Origin of the sequence: Nautilia sp. PV-1 (genome assembly GCF_004006315.1) — a bacterium.
Lineage (GTDB): Bacteria > Campylobacterota > Campylobacteria > Campylobacterales > Nautiliaceae > Nautilia > Nautilia profundicola_A.
On record NZ_CP026530.1, the window covers coordinates 729,408 to 748,728 of the forward strand.

Genomic DNA, 19,321 nt, shown 5'->3' on the forward strand with positions numbered 1-19,321 from the left:
AGTGAAGTAGACTAAATCTTTTTTAGTCCTTTATTTATTATAACTCCGTAAACTTTAAACAATCCTTAAAAAAAGGAAAAAATAACATGAAAATGACAAAAAAATAAAAAAGAGAAAAATCAGAGGATTTTAGAAGCTTCTTCCAAAGAGGTAAAATAAAGCGTATGGGATTTTTCAAAAATTTCATTTGCTTTTTCAAAGGAGGTTTTTCCAAGCATAACGGGTATTACATTTTGATATTTAACCAGTATCCGGGCTATTTTTTCAGCATCCGTCATAAACTGGGGTGTTACGATAACAAAAATAAGTTCGCTTAGTGGCGCTAAAATTTTTAAAGCGCTGTCGTATCTTTGGGCGGTTGCGTCTCCTATAACATCGACGGGATTGTTGTGAGACCATGTTGGGGGCAGTACGCCGTTTAGTTTTTCTATTATGCTTTTATCCAGTGTTTTAATTTTTTTATATCTGCTGACAAGATCGGTTAAAACAGTGCCCGGACCCCCTGCGTTTGTAACGATAACAATTTCTTCAATATGATTGAATTTAGGTGAAAAAATAAGACTTTCTATCGATTCTTTTATCTCAGCTCCTGCCGAACGGGCAAGGTTTATTATCATTTCATAGTTTCCGGCTATATTTCCGGTATGGGAAAATGCCGCTTTTTTAGCCGCATCGCTTTTCCCGGCTTTAAAGAGAAGTACGGGTTTTGTGGATTTTCTAAGAGATTCTAAAAATGCTTTTCCGTATTGCAGGCCTTCTGCATAAATAGAGATTATTTCGCACGATTTTTGGGCGTTTAATTCGTCAATGGCGTTTGCAAAATTAAAATCGGCCATATTTCCCATCGAAATTATATGTGAAAAACCTATTTTATAATGTTCGGCTTTGTCCATTATTGCCGTTAAAACCGCTCCGCTTTGGGAAATGAGACCGATATTGCCTTTATGGATTTTGCTTTTTGCAAATGTAAGATTTAGAGTTTTTTCGGCATTGTAAATTCCCAGGCAGTTTGGACCGACAATGTTTATATTATATTTTTCGGCAAGAGATTTTAATTCGTTTTCGGCTTTTGTATTTCCGATTTCTTTAAATCCCGCTGAGATTATAATGAAGTTTTTACATCCTTTTTTAATAAGCTGTTTAACTGAGTCTAAAACAAACTGTGTCGGAATGGCTATTACAGCCGTGTCTATTTCCGGAAGAGAGTCTATTTGGTTATATACAGGTTTATTAAAGAGTGTTTTAAGTCTCGGATTTACAAAATATACCTCAGCGTTTGATTTGAGGGAGTTTTTTGCAATTGCATATCCTACTTTGTTTTCTTTGTCCGTTGCGCCTAAAAGGGCTATTTTTTCATTATTAAATAAAGACACCGTTTTGTTTAAATGATGTTTTTTTTCCGGTTTTCCTTTTTTTATTCTTGCATCTACCGCAATGAGACCTTTGTCGGTGTATAAAAAAGGATTGATATCAAACTCTTTAATATTTTCGTTTTCAAAAAGTTTTTGAAATTTTTTGATTTCGTTTACTACGATGTCTATATCATACCGTCTGCCTCTGAATGAAGGGAAAATTTTTGATATTTTAGTATCAAAAACGGCTTTTTTTATTTCTTCGTAGTTTGCATTCGTATCGATATAACATACGTCTTTTTCTATTTCTATAAGAGTGCCTCCTTTTCCGAAAAGAAGAATCTCTTCAAAAATAGTATCAAATATTCCTCCTATAAAAAGTTCGAGCCCTTTTATCTGTTCTTCTATAATAAAACCGTCTTCATTATCAAGGGTTATACCGTTTTTTTTAAGATTGTTAATGATGGTTTCTTTTGCTTTTTTTAACGCTTTTTTATCAGTAATATCCGTAATAACTCCGCCCACATCGCTTTTATGAACGACTTTTGAACTGTGTATTTTTAAAACGCACGGAAATATGTTGAAATCCAGATCTTCGTTTAATTTAAATACCTTATATTCGGGATGTTTTATGTTATATTTATCCAGCAGTGTATAAACTTCGGCTTCTTTCATTTTTTTCCTTTACAGACCCATCAAAGGTTTGGCTATTTTAACCATTTCTTTATCCAGGGTATATTTTGTGTTTATTATTTCTTCTAAATCTCTCAAAATAAAGCTGTCATTGTAAAAAGTTACTATTTTGTTGGGATTTGAATGCAGGCTGTCAATTGCGTTTACAATAAATTCCGCTGCTCTCAGTCTTTCTATAACGGTAGGGCTTCCTCCTCTTTGCACATGGCCGAGTATCGTAATTCTGCTTTCAAAACCTATTTCTTCTTCAAACCATTTTTTTATTCTGTCCGTTATTTTTAGCCCTTCGGATACTATGGAGATAAAATAATTTCGGCCTTCTTTAATTTCGTTTAGATATCTTTTTTTAAGATTTTCAAGATTGTATTCAATTTCGGGAATCAGACACATTTCCGCTCCGTTGGCTACTGCGCTTGTGAGTGCCAGATATCCGCATTCCCTTCCCATCGTTTCTATAACGAAAGCACGGCTGAAGCTGCTGGCTGTGTCTCTTATTTCGTCAATTGCGTGCCTGATTACATTTAGGGCCGTATCTACGCCGATAGAATACTCGTTTAAAGCTATATCGTTGTCAATGGTGGCCGGTATTCCCATAAAAGGTATTTTGAATTCGTTGTAAAAAATATTAAGAGCATGAAAACTTCCGTCTCCGCCTAAAATTATAAGAGCGTCTATTTGGTGTTTTTTGAGGTTTTCATAAGCCTGTTTTCTATATCTCTTTTCATACCATCTTTTACTTCTGCTCGAACGTATGACGGTGCCTCCTTTGTATATGATTCCTGCTACGTCTTTATACGAAGCGGATTTGATTTTCCCGTCTATAAGACCTTCAAGACCGTCATATACGAAGTAGGGAGATATGTTTTTTTGTTTTGTATATTCTACGAATTTTTTTATTGCGGCGTTCATACCGCTGCTGTCGCCTCCGCTTGTAAGAATTGCTACATTCATGAGTATCCTTTATAATTTGTCTGCGTAATAACTGCTTCTGATCAGCGGTCCGCTTACTACCGATTTGAACCCGGCTGAAACGGCCATCTGTTTAAGCAGTTCGAATTCTTTATGCGTATAATGTTTTTTTACGGAAACATGCTTGGCTGAAGGCTGAAGATACTGGCCTATTGTTAGCTGGGAAACTCCAGCGTTTATAAGATCTTTCATAGTGGCTTCGATTTCTTCAAACATTTCTCCTAACCCTACAATTATTGATGATTTGGTAATTTTGAATTTCGAATAGTACTCCAGCACTTTAAGACTCAGAGAATAAGAGCTTTTGGGCTTTAAGCGCTTATGAAGTCTTTTTACTGTTTCTATATTATGTGCGAGTTTGTAAGAATCGGAAGAGACCATCAGATTTAACGCATTAATATCTCCGTTAAAATCCGGAGTAAGACTTTCTATTTTGGTATCCGGGTTTTGTCTGTGTGTTTCTTCTACAACACTGTAAAAATGTCCGCTTCCGTAATCCGGCAGATCGTCTCTGTCTACCGAAGTGATAACTACATATGAAAGCCCTAAATCTTTTACGGCGGAAGCGATCTTTTCGGGTTCATTATAATCAAGGGGATCAGGTTTTGCGCTTGTAACGTTGCAAAATCTGCAGTTTCTTGTGCATTTTGACCCCATTATCATAAAAGTTGCCGTGCCTCTTTCGAAACATTCGGCAAGGTTGGGACATTTTGAAGAATAGCATACGGTGTTTATACCGTATTTGTCAATTATATTAAGCGTTTTTTTTATTGTTTCAAATGCCGGAGCTTTGACTTTGGGTTTCATTAAATACCTCTGTTATTATTTCTTTTAAAATATTTTTTGATTCTTCGATTGATATATCCACTCCTTCATTATACAACGATGTAGCTTTAATATTGCTTAAATTGCAGGGTCTTATAGTGTTAAACGTTTTTAAGTCGGGATTGATATGAATGGATATACCGTGATTGGATCGGCCGTCTGTATAGCTGAAACCGAGTGAAGCGATTTTTCTGTTTTGTATGTAATATCCGGGCTTGGTTTTGTCGTATTTGATGGGAAGCGCAAACTCCTTAAAAAACATATCCAAAACTTTTCTTATTTTTTTAAAAAAATTAGGAGGGCTTTTTACGCTGAAAATAAAATAGACCATCAGAGTCCCTTCGTCGAAATAGGTTATGCTGCCTCCTCTTTTAACCGGAACCGCATTAGGAAATTTTTCTTTTTCGTTTATTCCGACCGTAAAAACAGGGTAATGTGTGGCAAAAAGAACTATATTTTGTTTTAATGGAGTGAGTTTTTCCTGTATTTCTAAAAAGCGTTCATATTTTATCAGTCCTAAATCTCTGAAAATAATATTCATTTTTTTCCTTTTATAAATTATAGTAAAATTTCATAAAAAAAGGATTATTTAATGAGAGCACTTTTAAGCGTGTCTGACAAAACGGGTATTGTTGATTTTGCAAAACAGCTTGTAGATTTGGGATTTGAGATAATCTCAACCGGCGGAACTAAAAGAATACTCCAGGAAAACGGAATCAATGCGATCGATATCAGCGAAATTACGAAATTTCCAGAATGTTTCGGCGGAAGGGTGAAAACACTTAATCCGTACGTTCACGGAGGAATTTTATACAGAAGCGGGATTGACGACGAAGAGGCAAAGAAACTTGGAATTACAAGAATAGATTTGGTAGCTGTAAACCTTTATCCGTTTAAAGAAACGATCGAAAGAACGGACGATTTTGATGAAATTATCGAAAATATCGATATTGGCGGGCCTACAATGGTAAGAAGCGCGGCTAAAAACTTCAAAGACGTGCTAATTGTAACGGATCCGGAAGATTACGATACTGTGGTAAACGCACTTAAAGAGAAAAAAGACACATATGAATTCAGAAGAGATCTGATGATAAAAGCATATGAGCACACAGCCGCATACGACAGTATGATTGCGAACTATATGAACGAAAGATTCAACGGCGGGTTCGGGAATAAAAGATTTATCGTAGGAGAGAGGGTGTTTAACACAAGATACGGTGAAAACCCTCATCAAAGAGGCGCTCTTTATGAATTTGAAGATTTTTACAAAGGCCTTAACATTATAAAAGGAGAGCCGAGCTTCAATAACCTCACAGACATTAACGGTGCCGTAAAAATTGCGGTGAGTCTGGGAGAAGGCGCTATAAGTATCATCAAACACGCAAACCCGTGCGGAGCAGCGAAAAAAGACGACCTTGTTACAACATGGCAAAAAGCTCTTGAATGTGACCCTATCAGTGCTTACGGAGGGGTTGTTGCGGTTAACGGCGTAGTTACGAAAGAACTTGCGGAGGAGATTAACAAAATTTTCGTAGAAGTGCTTATTGCGGGTACTATTACGGATGAAGCCGTTAAAGTGTTTGAAAAGAAAAAAAGAATCAAACTATTCGATTTAAGAAAATCTAAACTCGAAATTCCGGGAGATGTATGGGATTTCAAACACATTGAAGGCGGATTTGTATTCCAGGATGCGGATGTAGTAACTGAAGATGAGGTTGCTCAGGCTAAATGCGTTACTAAAGTATGCGTGGAAGATAAAAAAGATCTTGAAATGGCGTGGAAAATTGCAGCTCTTACGAAATCAAACTGCGTTGTATTCGTAAAAGACTCTCAAATGGTGGCAATCGGCATGGGAATGACCAGCAGGGTTGACGCAACAAGATGTGCCGTTGAAAAAGCAAAATCACTTGGACTTGACATTACGGGAAGCTCACTTGCGAGTGAAGCGTTCTTCCCGTTCCGTGACAGCGTAGATTACGCGGCTGAAGTAGGGGTAAAAGCTATTATTCAGCCGGGCGGCAGTATCAGAGACGATGAAGTTATAGAGGCGGCTGACGAAGCAGGAATCGCTATGTATTTCACAGGAAAAAGACACTTCCTTCATTAGTCTTTTTCTTTGAATTTTTTACACTCTTCCATGTTTTTAGGAAGTCCGCTCTCTTCTGAAAGACAAGGGGCGTTAAACAGATATCCGCTCCATATACCCGGCAGAGTTTTAAAAAATACGATAAACCAGAATGTCAGAAGCTGGACGGTAAAAATGTATCCTAATATTTTGAATATTTCATATCCGGTAAGGTTGTATATCGCATAAGTAGATGCGGTAAATACTCCCACAGGGAATGTAAACGCCCACCATCCCATACTAAACGGCAGTCCTTCTTTAAAATATTTTAAAGTAATAAGCCATGACATAATCCACCACCAAAGAGCGTATCCCCATATTAAAATACCGGTAATTATTCCAAAATGGTTTAAAAATTCTCCAAAATTTTCATGCAGTTTTATATCTGACGCGTGACCTAAAAGCAGCAGCGAAAGAGCGCCCGTCCCAAGAGGTCCCAAAGTCAGCCAGCTTGTCGTCGCCATTGCAATGTCGGGCAGTTTGTGCGTGACAAGCCTCAAAAAAAGTATTACAAGCACCGAAAAAGCCAAAGGAACGGAAAAACTCCACAACACATAGCTTGAAAAAATAAGAACTTTAGCAGTATGAATATTAAAATAAGGTGCCAAAAAACCTCCGGCGGACGCCGTTACCTCGCAGGCAACTATCGGTAAAAGCCATACCGCGGTCATGTTTTTGAGTGAATGTTCTTTTTGAATCGTAAACATTAAAAATACGACGCCAAGTCCTATTGTAACCGCGAGAAACGCATCAAACCACCATAAAAAAAGAGATACATTTAAATAATGAATGCCCGGCAGATTAACTTTAAAAACGGTAAAACCTTCCAGTATAGGCACCAGTCCCATAGGAATAGCACCTAAAAACATAGACTGGACGGGATGTTTAAGCATAAGTTTGACTGTTTCGGGGAAAAATATAATTCTGCTTAAAAACAGTATGGAAAATAACAGAAAAAAGAATATGTCCATAACCCAGAAACTTTTAAGAATAATATTTTCATACGGAAAATTTATTCTAGTGTTATGCATAATTAAAAACGAAATTCCGGTACCCATATTCAGGGTAAACCAGTTGGGTGTAAAATTTTTGACTATTTCTTTGAGATTCTTGTGCTTAAACGGTTTCATTATGCTCCTTTTTATTTTTTGAGAGTATAGTTAAATGAATTTAATTTAAAAAATTTATAAAATTTAATATAATAATAAAAAAAACAAATAAGGCTTAATATGACCCTCAAAGAACTTGAAATATTTTATAAACTTGCCAAATACAATCATATGGGAAAAACGGCAAAAGAGCTTGGGATAACACAGTCGGCGGTTTCACTGGCTATTAAATCACTTGAAAACAGTGTCGGTGAGAAACTGTTTGAAAGAATAGGCAAAAAAGTCGTATTAAACGAATACGGCAGAAGGTTTTACGAAGAAACGGTTTTTTGTTACGAAGCTCTTACTGATGCTGAGAAAATGTTTGACAAAAACAAAATATCCGGACATTTAAAAATAGTAACGAGCAAAAGTTTCGGAAATTTTTTAATGCCTGAGCTTATTATCAGATTTCTTAATAAATACAAAGACGTTAAAATATCGCATTTTATAAGAAACTCTTCGCAGATTATACAGATGATTAATAACGGCGAAATCGATTTGGGTATTATTGAGACTGAAATAAACGAAATAGATATAATCAAAGAAAAAATAGGCAGCGATAAACTGATTATAGTAAGCAGCAATGAAAAACTTTCAAACAAAGAGGTGTTTATTGATACGCTTTTTGATAAAAAGTGGATTTTGAGGGAGAAAGGATCGGGTACCAGAGAAATGTTTATAAAGGCTCTGGGCGAACTTAAAAAAGATATAAATCTGTTTTTGGAATGCAGCGAGTTTGACGAAATTAAAAACTTTCTGCTTAAAGACAGCGATATGGTAACCTGCATTTCCGAATATGCTGTTAAAAAAGAGCTGAAAGAAAAAAAGCTCTTTGAAATAAAGGTGAAAAATATAGATTTAAAAAGAAATTTTTATATCGTTTATCATAAAAATAAATATAAAAGCAAACTTTTAAACGAATTTATAAAATGTATCAAATCCGGTCATAAAAATTAAATCAGTTTGAAAATGTTTTCCAAAAATATAAATACCGCCATAGCCATCGTAAAATAAGCGAATATCAGTCTTAATTTTTCCTGATTAAGATTTTCTCCTATTTTTGCACCAATAAAACCTCCAAGCGTTCCTCCTATAACGAAAACGGCGCTGATAAGGAAATTAACCTCTCTGTGCTGTAATATATAACTTGTCATTCCGAAAAGTCCGAACAGAAAAATAATAAATAAAGATGTTCCGACTGATTCTTTCATGCTCAGATTTGCACCCATATACAAAGCCGGAACGAGTAAAAACCCTCCTCCTACACCGAAAAGTCCGCTGGCAAATCCTACAATAAAGCCCAAAACGATAATTTTTAAATAATTTTTTTTCTGAACTGTTTTTTCAGGCGTTTTTCTTTTTTTGGTCATTCTGTAGCCGATGTAAAACATTAAAAACGAAAACAGAACAAGCAAAAGATGACCGTTAAGGTGTCTATTTACGAGTGAGCCCAGATAAGTGCTCAGAAGTCCCGGAGCCGCCATTAAAAACGCTGTTTTAAAGCGCACGAGATTATCTTTCATATATGTAATCGATGAAATTAATGATGTGGCTCCTACGGCAATCAGAGACGTTACAATAGCCAGATGTATATTTTCTCCCACCAGGTAGACCAATAGCGGTACCGCCAGTATAGAACCGCCTCCGCCGGTCAGTCCGAGGGCGAGGCCGGAGAGCAATCCGCTGAAAACCGTCAGAATGTATGTTTCCATATTTTCTCCTTACGGTTTCACTGCGTCTGCAAACGCTGCAATTCCGCCTTCAAGGGATTTTGAATTTTCAATGCCTAAAAGATGTAAAAACGCTGTAGCTACGATAGTTCTGGCTCCGCTGTGACAGCTTACTATTATTGTATGGTCTTTATACTGAAGTAGTTTTTCTATGTTTTCTTCTTCAAACAGTTTATTTAAAGGTATATTTAAAGTATTTTTGTATGTATATCCTACCAGAGAAGTTTCGTATTCGGTTCTGATATCTAAAATAAGTATTTTTTCGTCGTTTTTTATTTTTTCAATTACTTCTTCCACTTTAATTCTGCAGGGTTTAAGTTTTAAAAACTCCTGGTCAAAATGTTTGAAATGTTCGTTGATTTTATTTAATAGTATCAAATCTATATTTTCCATATACGCTCCTTAAAAATTTTTCGAACTTTTAATGATATTTTTTTTATTTGATAAATTAAATTTTTTCAATATAATAATAAATATTATTTATATGACCTCAATTTTGATTAAAAGGAAAGAAATGCTTGCACCGATTATAGAGCATCAGAAAGATATAAAAGAAATTTATAAAAAAATGGAGTTTTTGAGAGACAATTTTATTCCCGGGCAGAATGCTTTTTTTGAAGAACTGGAAGAACTGGCAAAAAATATGAAAGAAGAAATCGAATATCATTTTAATCTTCAGATTCATTCCGTTGGAACAAATCTGAAAACCGAACATCTTGTAAAAGAAAATCTGCTTGTAAGGGACATATTGTTCAGAATGCTTGATTTTATCGTATTAAAATCAAAAGAAAATTCAATGGACGCTTTTTTGAAATTTGACGATTTTGATGAAATATTAAGAGCTTACCTTAAAAAAGAAAAAGGGCTGTTTATACAAAATATCGAGTCTGAACTGGATGAAAAAGGGATAAAAGAGATTGAAGAAAAGCTTCTTACACTAGTATAGAGACATAAACGAGCTGTTATTTTCTAAATTATAACAGCGGACGGTTTTATTTTAGTGAACCGTTTTCATGTTGAAATGAAAGATTTATTCTTGCAAAAATTGTTATTTTATGATAAATTGCGCCAAAAAAGGAGATATGATGGATTGGTTTGACGAAAGTAAAAGTCCTAAAGATAAATTTTTTGAAATAGTGTACCACGCAAACAGAAATCTGGTAATCGAAGAGCTTGAAGACGTGTTTAAAAGACTTGCGGCACTTGAAATAATAGCTGAAGAGTGTTTAGGCGACGAGGTGGATCAGAAAATTAACGAAATAGTTTTTAACAGAAGCTCTGAGCTTGAAGCGGTGGAAACAGACTTGTATATTCACACAATGTCAAATATACTTACGAAAAATGAATAAGCTTTTTATTTTTTTTCTCCCCGTTTTATTACTGGCTGAATTTTGGAATTTTCCTCATCAGATTCAGCTTAAAAAAGATCAGACTGCAAATTTCGACGTTTATTACAACGGCGAAGTTTATCCTTTTAAATTCAGATGGACCCTTTACATTAACGATATATTGACCGTTCTTTACAGATATGACAATTTTCCCAGACAGATTACCCTTTATAAAGATCCTCCTTTAAATACATTTAAAGTGCCCGTTGCAAAAATTAAGCAGATATATCCGTATTTTTATATAGAATTTAAAGATTTTAATGGTAAAATAGCAACATTCGATATATATTTAAAAAACGGGGGCGGGGTAAAAGTCGATTTTAAAGGTAAAAAATGAGATATTTCGAAATAATGGACAATATGTTTGAAAAATTTGAAGAATATAAAGACATACAAAAAGGCAAAGGAATCAGAGGCAAATTAATTACAATTATAAACCCCGAAGCTGATAAACTTGCCGCTGTCGTAGAATCCATTCATCTTGCAAGTCTTCTTCACGACGATGTAATCGACGAAGCGGACAGCAGAAGAGGAGTTCAGTCAATCAATTCAAAATATGGAGATTTTACAGCTGTAATGCTTGGAGATATCGTATATTCAAAAGCTTTTTACGAATTGATAGATTTCGGAAAAGAAATTGCCAAAACTGTTTCAAACGCTGTATTTTTACTCTCTCAGGGAGAACTTGAAGATGTTAAACTCAGTAAGGAAATCAATCTGGACAAACAGAAATATATGGATATGATCTATAAAAAAACCGCTTCGCTTATAGAAGCTTCGTGTAAAGCGGCGGCGATCAGCGCAGGATTTGATTCCGATAAATTTGCGCTTTACGGTAAAAACATTGGAATAGCTTTTCAGATTATAGACGATCTGCTCGATATTACACAGGATGAGCAGACACTCGGAAAACCGGCAATGCATGATTTTTATGAAGGTAAAACCACACTTCCTTATATATATCTTTTCGAATCTTTAAACGGCAGTGACAAGGAAAAATTAAGAAGTCTTTATAAAAAGAAACTCTCAAAAGAAGAAACAGAGTGGATAAGAGATAAAATGAAAGAAAACGGAATTATTCAAAAGTGTTACGCCGAATCCAAAAAGCTTGTAGAAGAGGCAAAAGAAGCAATAAAAGAATATAATATAGCGGCATTGGACGTTATTGCAAATAAAGTGGTTGAGAGGGAGTTTTAATGTATAAATTTATGCTTGAAGCTCTCAAAGAAGCCAAAAAAGGTGTAGAGTCCGGGGACGGAGGGCCTTTTGGAGCTGTAATAGTAAAAGACGGAAAAATAGTCGGAAGAGGCCATAATCAGGTAGTAGGTCTTAAAGATCCGACTGCACACGCCGAAATTCAGGCCATAAGAGACGCAAGCAGGAATTTAAACGATTTTTCTTTAAAAGGGTGTGTTTTATATGTAACGGCCGAACCTTGTCCTATGTGTTTCGGTGCGATACACTGGGCCAGGTTAGACAAGGTTGTTTACGGAGCGACAAGAAAAGACGCAGCCGAGATAGGTTTTGACGACAGTCTGATTTATGACATTATACAGGGCAAAACTGAAGACAATGTTGAATTTATACAGAAATACAGGGACGAATGTCTGGAAGTTTTTAAAGAGTGGTACAATAAAAAGGACAAAGTCCCTTATTAAACTATTTCGTTAAAAAGTTTTTCATATCTTTTCGCCTCTTGAGAATGTGGAAATCTTTCTACGACGCTCATCTTTTCAAACGACATTGATTCAATAATATTGCTTTTAGGTATATAAGTGTTAAGATATTGAGATTTAGGCAGTTTAAGTATTGTCTGGATTATTTTTTTATGTGCGGGTTTGTTTTCATAGCCGTTTACGAACAGTTTTATGTTTTTTGCCAGTTTCGTTTTAAGTATCTGGTTGTATGTTCTGAGGGAAAGTATATTCGGAAGCACGGGTACTATAATAATATCCGAATTTTTAAGAAGGTCTCTTGTGAGCTGGTTAAGTGTGGCAGGCGCGTCTAAAATGATAAAATCGTATCTTTTTTTCAGGATACTTAAAAGATCCTTCATTTCGTTTTTGTATTTTTCAAGTTTGGTATCCGCTGGAATTATATCTATGTTTTCATATTGGGTGGCTTTTATTATTTTTTCCGCCGGTTTTTGAAATATATATCTTTTTTTGGGCTTTTTATTGAAAAAATAACTGCTGGCTCCCTGAATATCCAAATCCCAAAGAAGCGTTTTGCCTCTTTTTGAAGCAACACTTGCAAGATTTACTGATGTGGATGTTTTACCCACGCCTCCTTTGATGTTATATAATGATATTATCATTTTCTTCCTTCGGATATTCGCACTTTATAATTGCTTACTTTTGATATAATATCAAAAAGCATGCGGAGTTTCAAATGAAAGAGATAAATATAAACGAACTGCAAAATCCGGAATACGTACTTGTCGGGAATAAAAAGATGCCTCTTAACGATCTTATAAACGAATATGTCGATTTAAAAAAAGTAAATAAAAAAGCTATAAGAAAATATTTACAGGAGCAGGAATTAAAGCCTTACCAGGCCGAGCTGATTAAAATGCAAAAATATCTTGAAGACAATCAAAAAAGAATGGTTGTTCTTTTTGAAGGAAGAGACGCGGCAGGCAAGGGCGGAACCATAAGAAGAATAGTCAGATATATGAATGAAAAACACTACAGAGTCGTGGCACTCGGAAAGCCGAGCGACGTGCAGAAAACACAATGGTATTTCCAGAGATACGTAGAACAGCTGCCTCACGGAGGAGAAGTGGTGCTGTTTGACAGAAGCTGGTACAACAGGGCGATGGTGGAACCTGTTTTCGGGTTTTGCACTCCTGAGCAGTATGAAACGTTCATGCAGGAAGTCCCTATGTTTGAAAAATCTCTTGTAATGGAAGGGTCTATTCTGGTTAAAATTTATCTTTCTATTTCAAAAGAGGAACAGGCAAGAAGATTTGACAAAAGAAGAAGGGATCCTTTAAGACAGTGGAAACTCAGCGAAATAGACCTGCAGGCACAGGATAAATGGGATGAGTTTACAGAAATGAAATATAAAATGCTAAAAGCCACCCATACGCATTTCGCTCCTTGGACTGTAATAAGAAGCGACAACAAACATTTAGCCCGTCTTAACGCTATGAAAGTTATTTTAAATGCGGTGGACTACCCTGACAGAAACGAAGAACTTGATTACGTACCTGATGACGGAATAGTTGTCAGCGGCGCGAGGGAAATAGAAATTATGGAAGCCGACAGAATAAGAAGCGGTAAATTCGTTAGTTAATTTATTTTAAGGAGAGTTGATGATTTACAGTGAAGCAAGAGAGAAATTTGAAAAGCTTTTTAATAATGAATTAAGCGAGGAAGAAGCGAAAAATCTTCTTGTAAGTTTATACGAAAAAGGTGAAGAGGCAGCTGAGATTGCGGCGGCGGCGGATGTAATGAGGGAACACAGCATTAAACTTCCGGTAAGCGAAGAGCATAGGGAGAAATTAATAGACGTAGTCGGAACGGGAGGAGACAAATCCAACAGCTTTAATATATCATCCACAACGGCTTTATTATTAGCGGCGGCAGGGAGCTATGTCGCTAAACACGGAAACAGAAGCATAACTTCCAAGTCAGGAAGCGCCGACATGCTTGAAGCTCTCGGAATCAATCTGAATTTGAGCCCGGAAAATCAGGTGAAAATGTTAGAAGAGGTCGGATTTACGTTTATATTTGCGATTAACCATCATCCTGCAATGAAATATATTATGCCGATAAGAAAATCCCTGCCTCACAGAACAATATTCAATATTTTAGGTCCGCTGACCAATCCTGCAGGGGCCAGAAAATATCTTTTAGGCGTTTTTTCACCGGATTTTGTTGAAAAAATCGCAGCGGCGCTCAGTTTGATGGACGTAAAAAGCGCTATGGTCGTAAGCTCTTTAGACGGAATGGATGAAATAAGCGTGGAAGAACCTACAAAAGCCGTTTATTATAACGGTATCATTCTTAAAGGCTTGCTTATCAGACCGGAAAGTTTCGGTCTTAAAGGCAGGAAAGAAAATCTTATAGGAGGAGACGCCCCGGAAAATGCGAAGATCACCAGAGGAATATTAAGCGGTGAGATAAAAGACGACAAAAGAAAAGCCGTACTGTTAAACGCCGCAGCGGCATTATATGTAGACGGCAAGGTTAATTCGATGGAAGACGGTACAGCTATGGCCGCTGAGGTTATAGACAGCGGAAAAGCGTTGAAACATCTTGAAAAAATTATTGAAATCAGCAATAAACTGAATTGAAAATGGAGAGTTGAGAATTGAGAATAGAGGTAAACAGTTTAGAAGATTTGAATAAAGTTACGGAATGTATAAAAAAGAGCGGTAAAAATATTGTAATCCTCAGCGGAACGCTCGGAAGCGGAAAAACAACGCTTGTTAAGGAGTTTGTAAAGAACGAAGGGTTAAACGACACTGTTACATCTCCTACATTCGCTATTCAGAATATATACGCCGACACTGTATACCATTATGATTTGTATAACAAGGGAAGCGGGGAGTTTTTGGCTCTCGGGATGCTTGAAGAGCTGGAAAAAGACGGATGGCATTTTCTGGAATGGGGAGAAGGGCTTGAAGAAGTTTTAAAAACTTACGGACTTGATTATTTGAAAATAAAAATTACGATAGACGGTAATAAAAGGGTATATGAATGTCTAAATTAGTTGCGGAAAATTTAAAAAAAGCATTTAAAAAAACACTTATAATAAAAGGAGTTTCCCTAAATGTAAGAAGAGGGGAAGTTGTAGGACTGCTTGGTCCGAACGGTGCAGGGAAAACGACTTCGTTTTATCTTATCTGCGGTCTTTTACAGCCTGATGAGGGCAGGGTTCTGATGGACGGGAAAGATATTACGAAACTGCCTCTGCATAAAAAAGCGAGGCTCGGTATAGGATATCTGCCTCAGGAGAGTTCGGTATTCAGGGATTTAAGTGTTGAGGACAATCTTTATATAGTGGCCGAACAGTATTATGATAAGAAAACTCAAAACGAAATAGTTGAAGATCTGCTTGAAAAATTCAATATTGAGCCTATAAGAAAAAGAAAAGGAATAAATCTCAGCGGAGGGGAAAGAAGAAGGGTTGAGATTGCCAGAGCGCTTGTACCCAAACCTAAATTTCTGTTTTTGGACGAACCGTTTGCCGGTGTCGACCCCGTAAACGTTAATGATATTAAAAATCTCGTAGAACTGCTGGCTAAAGAAAATATCGGTGTAATTATCACCGATCATAACGTCAGAGAAACCCTTTCCATATGCCACAGGGCATATGTATTAAAAGACGGTATGATTTTAACACACGGAGACGCCGAACATATCGTTAATCATCCGGAAGTAAAAAAATCTTATTTGGGGGAAGATTTTAAACTATGAAGTTAAAGACAAAAGTAACAAACAAACTTTCCACAAAACTTCTCGGTTTTTTGCCTATACTAAAAGCCGGTGTTGACGAGCTTTTTGAAGAAATAAAAGAAATAAGCAAAGAAAATCCGTATATTGAAGTCAGAAATAAAAGATTTGTTACCGTCAGTAATTTGAAAAACGCAAACGCCGATGAAATAGAAGCTTTGACACTCAGTGAAGAAACGCTGTATGAAGCGCTGCTTAAACAGATTGAAGAATCCAATCTTTTTCCGACCGAAAAATCGAAAAAAATTGCGTATGAAATTATAGAAGACATTAACAGCGAAGGGTTTTTTGAAGGGGATGAGAAGGAAATAGCAAAAAGGCTCGGTGTCGACAGTGAGAAGGTCAGAAAAATCAGAGAAAGATTTATGTATCTAAACCCCGCAGGCGTCGGAGCAAAGGATTTAAAAGAAAGCATGTATTTTCAGCTTCAAAACATTGATATGCCTGAAGACGTTTACAAACTGGCAACAGAGATGATAATGTATCTTGAAAGAATAGACAAATTTACAGAGGAGCCTAAATATCAAGAAGCCATGAAAATTATCAAACAGCTCAAAGTCGTTCCGGCCATGGAGTATATTAAAGATGAGGAAATAATACCTGAAATTATAGTTTTAAATATTGACGGGGAGCTGGAAATAAGAATAAACGACGAGCATTATCCGGAAATAAACGTAAAAGATCCGGAAAATAAAAACAGTTTTTCAAAAGAAAAGTTTAAAGAAGCGAGAAATATAATAGATGCGCTTGAAATGAGAAAAGCCACTCTTAAAAAAATAGCTCTTATGATAGTGGAGCTTCAGTATGAGTTTTTTCAGGGCGGGATTATAAAACCTATGAAAATTAAAGACCTCGCAGATGAGCTTGAATATGCGCCTTCTACGATAAGCAGGGCGATTTCAAATAAATATCTTCTTTGTGACAGAGGTATAATTCCTTTAAAAAACTTTTTCTCGGTAGCACTTGACGAAGATACTTCTTCCAATCAGATTAAAGAAGAAATAAAAAGCCTTATAAAAAACGAAGACAAAAACAAACCTTTAAGCGATGATAAACTAACTGAAATTATTAATCAGAAATATAATTTGAACCTCGTAAGACGTACGATATCCAAATACAGGGATCAGCTTAAAATCCCGACAAGCAGGGAAAGAAAAAGAATTTATAAAGTCGGAGGCGAAATAAGCTTTTAATCTTCGTTTCTAATTATAAGACTTGCTGGAAGGTTCAGTTTTTTGATAATTTCTTCTTCTTTTTTTCTCATTTCTCCATTGTCTGTTTCGTGGTCGTATCCCAAAAGGTGTAAAAGTCCGTGTAAAAAAAGCAGTTTGATTTCATCATCTGTGTCATGACCGAACTCTTCTGCGCCTTTTTTTGCCGTGTCTATTGAAATTACAATACTGCCAAGCGGCATACCAGGCATATCTTCAAGAGGAAAGCTGAGTACGTCCGTTGCTTTGTCCTTGTTTCTGAACTGTCTGTTTATTTCTTTTATTTCTTCATCGTCTGTTAAAATAAGCTCTATATCTCTGTCTGTGAGCAAATTGTAAATATCGTTTAGTTTATTTGTATCAAATTCGTAAGACGTTCTATTGTCGAAATCTATCATTAAGGAGCCTTTTTTAGTAAAATTATAATAAAAAATTATTGATTAAAAATTTTCATAAGAATTATTTTTTCAAACGGCTTCACTACGGTACCCGAAATCATAGATTTCGACCGTAACGTTGCAGATATTTTCTCAAAATAATTTTATGCAAAATTCAAGAAAAGGCGGCAAATGAAAAAAGCGGTAGTCATATTAAGCGGCGGTATGGATTCAACGACTGCGGCGTTTATAGCAAAAAGCGAAGGTTACGAGATAATTCCCGTGCACTTTAATTACGGGCAGAGAACCGAAAAAAGAGAGCTTAAAGCCTTTAACGACATATGTGATTATTTAAATCTGGATAACAGATATATAATCGATATACCGTTTTTTAAGCAGATAGGCGCCAGCGCTCTTGTGGATGAGAACATTGATGTTCCTGTTGACGGGGTCAAACCCGGTATTCCTGTAACATACGTGCCTTTTAGAAACGGTATTTTTCTTTCCATAGCAGCGGCAATAGCGGAGAAAGAAGGAGCAGACGCCATATATATCGGTGTAGTCGAAGAGGACTCCAGCGGGTATCCGGACTGCAGGGAAGATTTTATACAAAATATGCAAAATGCTATTAATTCCGGAACAAAACCCGAAACGAAAATAGAAATAAAAACGCCTCTTGTGCATCTTAAAAAAGAAGATATTGTAAAAACCGCAATAGAATACGGAGTGCCTCTGAATCTTACCTGGAGCTGTTATAAATACGAAGACGAAGCATGCGGGGTGTGCGACAGCTGCAGACTCAGGCTCAAAGGATTTGAAAAAGCCGGAAGCAAAGACCCTATACCTTATAAAACAAAATAATAAAAACAGTGTAAAAAGGAGAATTATGCAAAAGAAAATAGAAACCGTAAAAACACTGCTTGACTCGCTCCCGTTTATCAGAAAGTTTTACGGAAAAACAATCGTGATTAAATACGGAGGAGCCGCTCAGATAGATGAAAAGTTGAAAGAATCGTTTGCAATAGACATTCTTATGCTTTATATGGTAGGTATAAAACCCGTAATAGTTCATGGAGGTGGGAAAAGAATTACAGAAATTTTAACGGCTCTTAATGTTAAAACAGAATTTAAAGACGGCGTAAGGGTTACTACGGCCGAATCTATAAAAATAGCGGAAATGGTTTTAAGCGGAGAGATAAATAAAGAGATTGTAAATATGCTTAACCAGCACGGTGCAAAAGCCATAGGAATCAACGGTAAGGATATGAGTTTTATGAAAGCAAAATCGCTTGTAGGCTATACCGGTGAAATTACATCAATAGACGGCGTTTTTGTAAATAAACTTTTAAGCGAAAACCTTATACCTGTAATCGCGCCTATTGCAGCGGGAGACAGCGCCACACATCCGGGATATAATATAAACGCCGATACCGCCGCAAGTGAGATAGCCGCTGCCATCGATGCAAAAAGGGTTATCTTTTTAACGGATACTCCGGGCGTTCTGGATAAAGATAAAAACTTAATAAGCTCTTTAAAAAAAGACGAAATAGAAAAACTGAAAAAAGACGGCACTATAGCCGGGGGAATGATACCTAAAGTTGACGCCGCCCTTAAAGCGGTGGAAAGAGGCGTTGAAAAAGCGCATATAATTGACGGAAGAATTGAACATTCAATACTTCTCGAATTATTGACAAGCGAAGGTATAGGTACTGAAATCAAGGAAAACTGATGCATTACATATGGACCGAGCTTTTTTTACTTTTTTTGACGGTGTTTGCAACGAAAATAACAGCTAAAAAACAAACAGCGTTGATGTTTTGTGGTTTATAATTTTCGAAGCGGTGCTTGGAAATCTCAGTCTTTTCAGCAGGGATCACAGATTAGAGTTTCTGGGTGAGAGAGGTATAGTTTTGGTAATGTTTGCTCTGGGATTTGAAGAAAATCTGAGCAATTTTTTAAAAGGTGTAAAAAAACCTGGGGAATAGCGGTTATCGGAGCGATTTTTCCTTTCATTATGTTAAAATAAACCAAAATCTAA

Annotated in this window: 24 protein-coding genes; 15 read left to right on the forward strand and 9 right to left on the reverse strand. The window is 36.3% G+C overall.

The window, feature by feature from the left end:
* Window positions 1–119: 119 nt before the first annotated feature.
* Genes C3L23_RS03980 through C3L23_RS03995 form a run of 4 tightly spaced genes read right to left on the reverse strand, consistent with a single transcriptional unit; the run spans window position 120 to window position 4,380 of the window.
* Window positions 120–2,027 carry an acetate--CoA ligase family protein gene (locus C3L23_RS03980; protein ID WP_127680061.1) on the reverse strand — a complete coding sequence of 636 codons (1,908 nt, stop codon included), beginning with the start codon at window positions 2,025–2,027 and terminating at the stop codon, window positions 120–122.
* A 9-nt stretch (window positions 2,028–2,036) separates the two neighbouring features.
* Window positions 2,037–2,996 carry a 6-phosphofructokinase gene (locus C3L23_RS03985; protein ID WP_127680063.1) on the reverse strand — a complete coding sequence of 320 codons (960 nt, stop codon included), beginning with the start codon at window positions 2,994–2,996 and terminating at the stop codon, window positions 2,037–2,039.
* A gap of 9 nt (window positions 2,997–3,005) precedes the next feature.
* A complete protein-coding gene (locus tag C3L23_RS03990; protein WP_127680065.1) occupies window positions 3,006–3,821 on the reverse strand; it encodes a lipoyl synthase in 816 nt (271 codons plus the stop codon).
* Window positions 3,790–4,380, reverse strand: a complete 591-nt coding sequence (locus tag C3L23_RS03995) for a lipoyl(octanoyl) transferase (RefSeq protein WP_127680067.1) — start codon at window positions 4,378–4,380, stop codon at window positions 3,790–3,792. Before C3L23_RS03995 ends, C3L23_RS03990 begins: the two co-directional genes overlap by 32 nt.
* Before the next feature lie 51 nt (window positions 4,381–4,431).
* Between C3L23_RS03995 and purH the strand changes: the two genes are divergently transcribed.
* The gene (gene purH, locus C3L23_RS04000; RefSeq protein ID WP_127680069.1) at window positions 4,432–5,946 is read left to right on the forward strand and encodes a bifunctional phosphoribosylaminoimidazolecarboxamide formyltransferase/IMP cyclohydrolase; all 1,515 of its coding nucleotides are present in this window, start codon (window positions 4,432–4,434) and stop codon (window positions 5,944–5,946) included.
* Here the strand turns inward: purH and C3L23_RS04005 are convergent.
* On the reverse strand, window positions 5,943–7,094 hold the full coding sequence (locus tag C3L23_RS04005) for a TDT family transporter (protein ID WP_127680071.1): 1,152 nt from the start codon (window positions 7,092–7,094) through the stop codon (window positions 5,943–5,945). The genes purH and C3L23_RS04005 overlap by 4 nt on opposite strands.
* Before the next feature lie 99 nt (window positions 7,095–7,193).
* Between C3L23_RS04005 and C3L23_RS04010 the strand changes: the two genes are divergently transcribed.
* Window positions 7,194–8,072 (forward strand): LysR family transcriptional regulator, encoded by an 879-nt coding sequence (locus C3L23_RS04010; protein ID WP_127680073.1) that lies wholly within the window; start codon window positions 7,194–7,196, stop codon window positions 8,070–8,072.
* Here C3L23_RS04010 and C3L23_RS04015 read toward each other — a convergent pair.
* Together C3L23_RS04015 and C3L23_RS04020 are read right to left on the reverse strand one after the other, a co-directional pair.
* Window positions 8,069–8,827, reverse strand: a complete 759-nt coding sequence (locus C3L23_RS04015) for a sulfite exporter TauE/SafE family protein (RefSeq protein ID WP_127680075.1) — start codon at window positions 8,825–8,827, stop codon at window positions 8,069–8,071. The genes C3L23_RS04010 and C3L23_RS04015 overlap by 4 nt on opposite strands.
* 9 nt (window positions 8,828–8,836) lie before the next feature.
* Complete coding sequence (locus tag C3L23_RS04020) at window positions 8,837–9,238, reverse strand: rhodanese-like domain-containing protein (protein ID WP_127680077.1); 402 nt, start codon at window positions 9,236–9,238, stop codon at window positions 8,837–8,839.
* 121 nt (window positions 9,239–9,359) lie between these two features.
* On the opposite strand from C3L23_RS04020, the gene C3L23_RS04025 reads away from it, so the two are divergent.
* The 5 genes from C3L23_RS04025 to C3L23_RS04045 all read left to right on the forward strand — a co-directional run bounded on the left by C3L23_RS04025 (window position 9,360) and on the right by C3L23_RS04045 (window position 11,891).
* Window positions 9,360–9,791, forward strand: a complete 432-nt coding sequence (locus C3L23_RS04025) for a phosphoribosylaminoimidazolecarboxamide formyltransferase (RefSeq protein ID WP_127680079.1) — start codon at window positions 9,360–9,362, stop codon at window positions 9,789–9,791.
* 139 nt (window positions 9,792–9,930) lie between these two features.
* Complete coding sequence (locus C3L23_RS04030; RefSeq protein WP_127680081.1) at window positions 9,931–10,194, forward strand: DUF2018 family protein; 264 nt, start codon at window positions 9,931–9,933, stop codon at window positions 10,192–10,194.
* Complete coding sequence (locus C3L23_RS04035) at window positions 10,187–10,570, forward strand: hypothetical protein (RefSeq protein WP_127680084.1); 384 nt, start codon at window positions 10,187–10,189, stop codon at window positions 10,568–10,570. Before C3L23_RS04030 ends, C3L23_RS04035 begins: the two co-directional genes overlap by 8 nt.
* On the forward strand, window positions 10,567–11,430 hold the full coding sequence (locus C3L23_RS04040; RefSeq protein WP_127680086.1) for a polyprenyl synthetase family protein: 864 nt from the start codon (window positions 10,567–10,569) through the stop codon (window positions 11,428–11,430). Before C3L23_RS04035 ends, C3L23_RS04040 begins: the two co-directional genes overlap by 4 nt.
* Complete coding sequence (locus C3L23_RS04045) at window positions 11,430–11,891, forward strand: nucleoside deaminase (RefSeq protein WP_127680088.1); 462 nt, start codon at window positions 11,430–11,432, stop codon at window positions 11,889–11,891. The genes C3L23_RS04040 and C3L23_RS04045 overlap by 1 nt, the downstream gene beginning before the upstream one ends.
* On the opposite strand, the gene C3L23_RS04050 is transcribed toward C3L23_RS04045, so the two are convergent.
* Complete coding sequence (locus tag C3L23_RS04050; protein ID WP_127680090.1) at window positions 11,888–12,550, reverse strand: ParA family protein; 663 nt, start codon at window positions 12,548–12,550, stop codon at window positions 11,888–11,890. The genes C3L23_RS04045 and C3L23_RS04050 overlap by 4 nt on opposite strands.
* Before the next feature lie 74 nt (window positions 12,551–12,624).
* Here C3L23_RS04050 and ppk2 point away from each other — a divergent pair, with 74 nt between their 5' ends.
* From ppk2 to C3L23_RS04075, 5 genes are read left to right on the forward strand one after another with little or no spacing between them, the layout of a single operon-like run.
* Window positions 12,625–13,530, forward strand: coding sequence for a polyphosphate kinase 2 (gene ppk2 / locus C3L23_RS04055; RefSeq protein WP_127680092.1), 906 nt, complete (start codon window positions 12,625–12,627; stop codon window positions 13,528–13,530).
* 19 nt (window positions 13,531–13,549) lie between these two features.
* The gene (trpD, locus tag C3L23_RS04060; protein ID WP_127680094.1) at window positions 13,550–14,533 is read left to right on the forward strand and encodes an anthranilate phosphoribosyltransferase; all 984 of its coding nucleotides are present in this window, start codon (window positions 13,550–13,552) and stop codon (window positions 14,531–14,533) included.
* A 17-nt stretch (window positions 14,534–14,550) separates the two neighbouring features.
* Window positions 14,551–14,952 carry a tRNA (adenosine(37)-N6)-threonylcarbamoyltransferase complex ATPase subunit type 1 TsaE gene (gene tsaE, locus C3L23_RS04065; protein ID WP_127680096.1) on the forward strand — a complete coding sequence of 134 codons (402 nt, stop codon included), beginning with the start codon at window positions 14,551–14,553 and terminating at the stop codon, window positions 14,950–14,952.
* Entirely contained in the window at window positions 14,940–15,659 is a 720-nt protein-coding gene (gene lptB / locus C3L23_RS04070) for an LPS export ABC transporter ATP-binding protein (protein ID WP_127680098.1), read from the forward strand. The genes tsaE and lptB overlap by 13 nt, the downstream gene beginning before the upstream one ends.
* The gene (locus C3L23_RS04075) at window positions 15,656–16,888 is read left to right on the forward strand and encodes an RNA polymerase factor sigma-54 (protein WP_127680100.1); all 1,233 of its coding nucleotides are present in this window, start codon (window positions 15,656–15,658) and stop codon (window positions 16,886–16,888) included. The genes lptB and C3L23_RS04075 overlap by 4 nt, the downstream gene beginning before the upstream one ends.
* On the opposite strand, the gene ybeY is transcribed toward C3L23_RS04075, so the two are convergent.
* Window positions 16,885–17,304: an rRNA maturation RNase YbeY gene (gene ybeY / locus C3L23_RS04080; protein ID WP_127680102.1), complete on the reverse strand. Its 420-nt coding sequence runs from the start codon at window positions 17,302–17,304 to the stop codon at window positions 16,885–16,887. The genes C3L23_RS04075 and ybeY overlap by 4 nt on opposite strands.
* A 171-nt stretch (window positions 17,305–17,475) precedes the next feature.
* On the opposite strand from ybeY, the gene queC reads away from it, so the two are divergent.
* The 3 genes from queC (at window position 17,476) to C3L23_RS09475 (ending at window position 19,268) form a co-directional block, all read left to right on the forward strand.
* The gene (gene queC, locus C3L23_RS04085; protein WP_127680105.1) at window positions 17,476–18,144 is read left to right on the forward strand and encodes a 7-cyano-7-deazaguanine synthase QueC; all 669 of its coding nucleotides are present in this window, start codon (window positions 17,476–17,478) and stop codon (window positions 18,142–18,144) included.
* A 25-nt stretch (window positions 18,145–18,169) separates the two neighbouring features.
* The gene (gene argB, locus C3L23_RS04090) at window positions 18,170–19,012 is read left to right on the forward strand and encodes an acetylglutamate kinase (RefSeq protein ID WP_127680107.1); all 843 of its coding nucleotides are present in this window, start codon (window positions 18,170–18,172) and stop codon (window positions 19,010–19,012) included.
* A gap of 88 nt (window positions 19,013–19,100) precedes the next feature.
* Entirely contained in the window at window positions 19,101–19,268 is a 168-nt protein-coding gene (locus C3L23_RS09475) for a hypothetical protein (RefSeq protein WP_168175703.1), read from the forward strand.
* Window positions 19,269–19,321 lie beyond the last annotated feature (53 nt).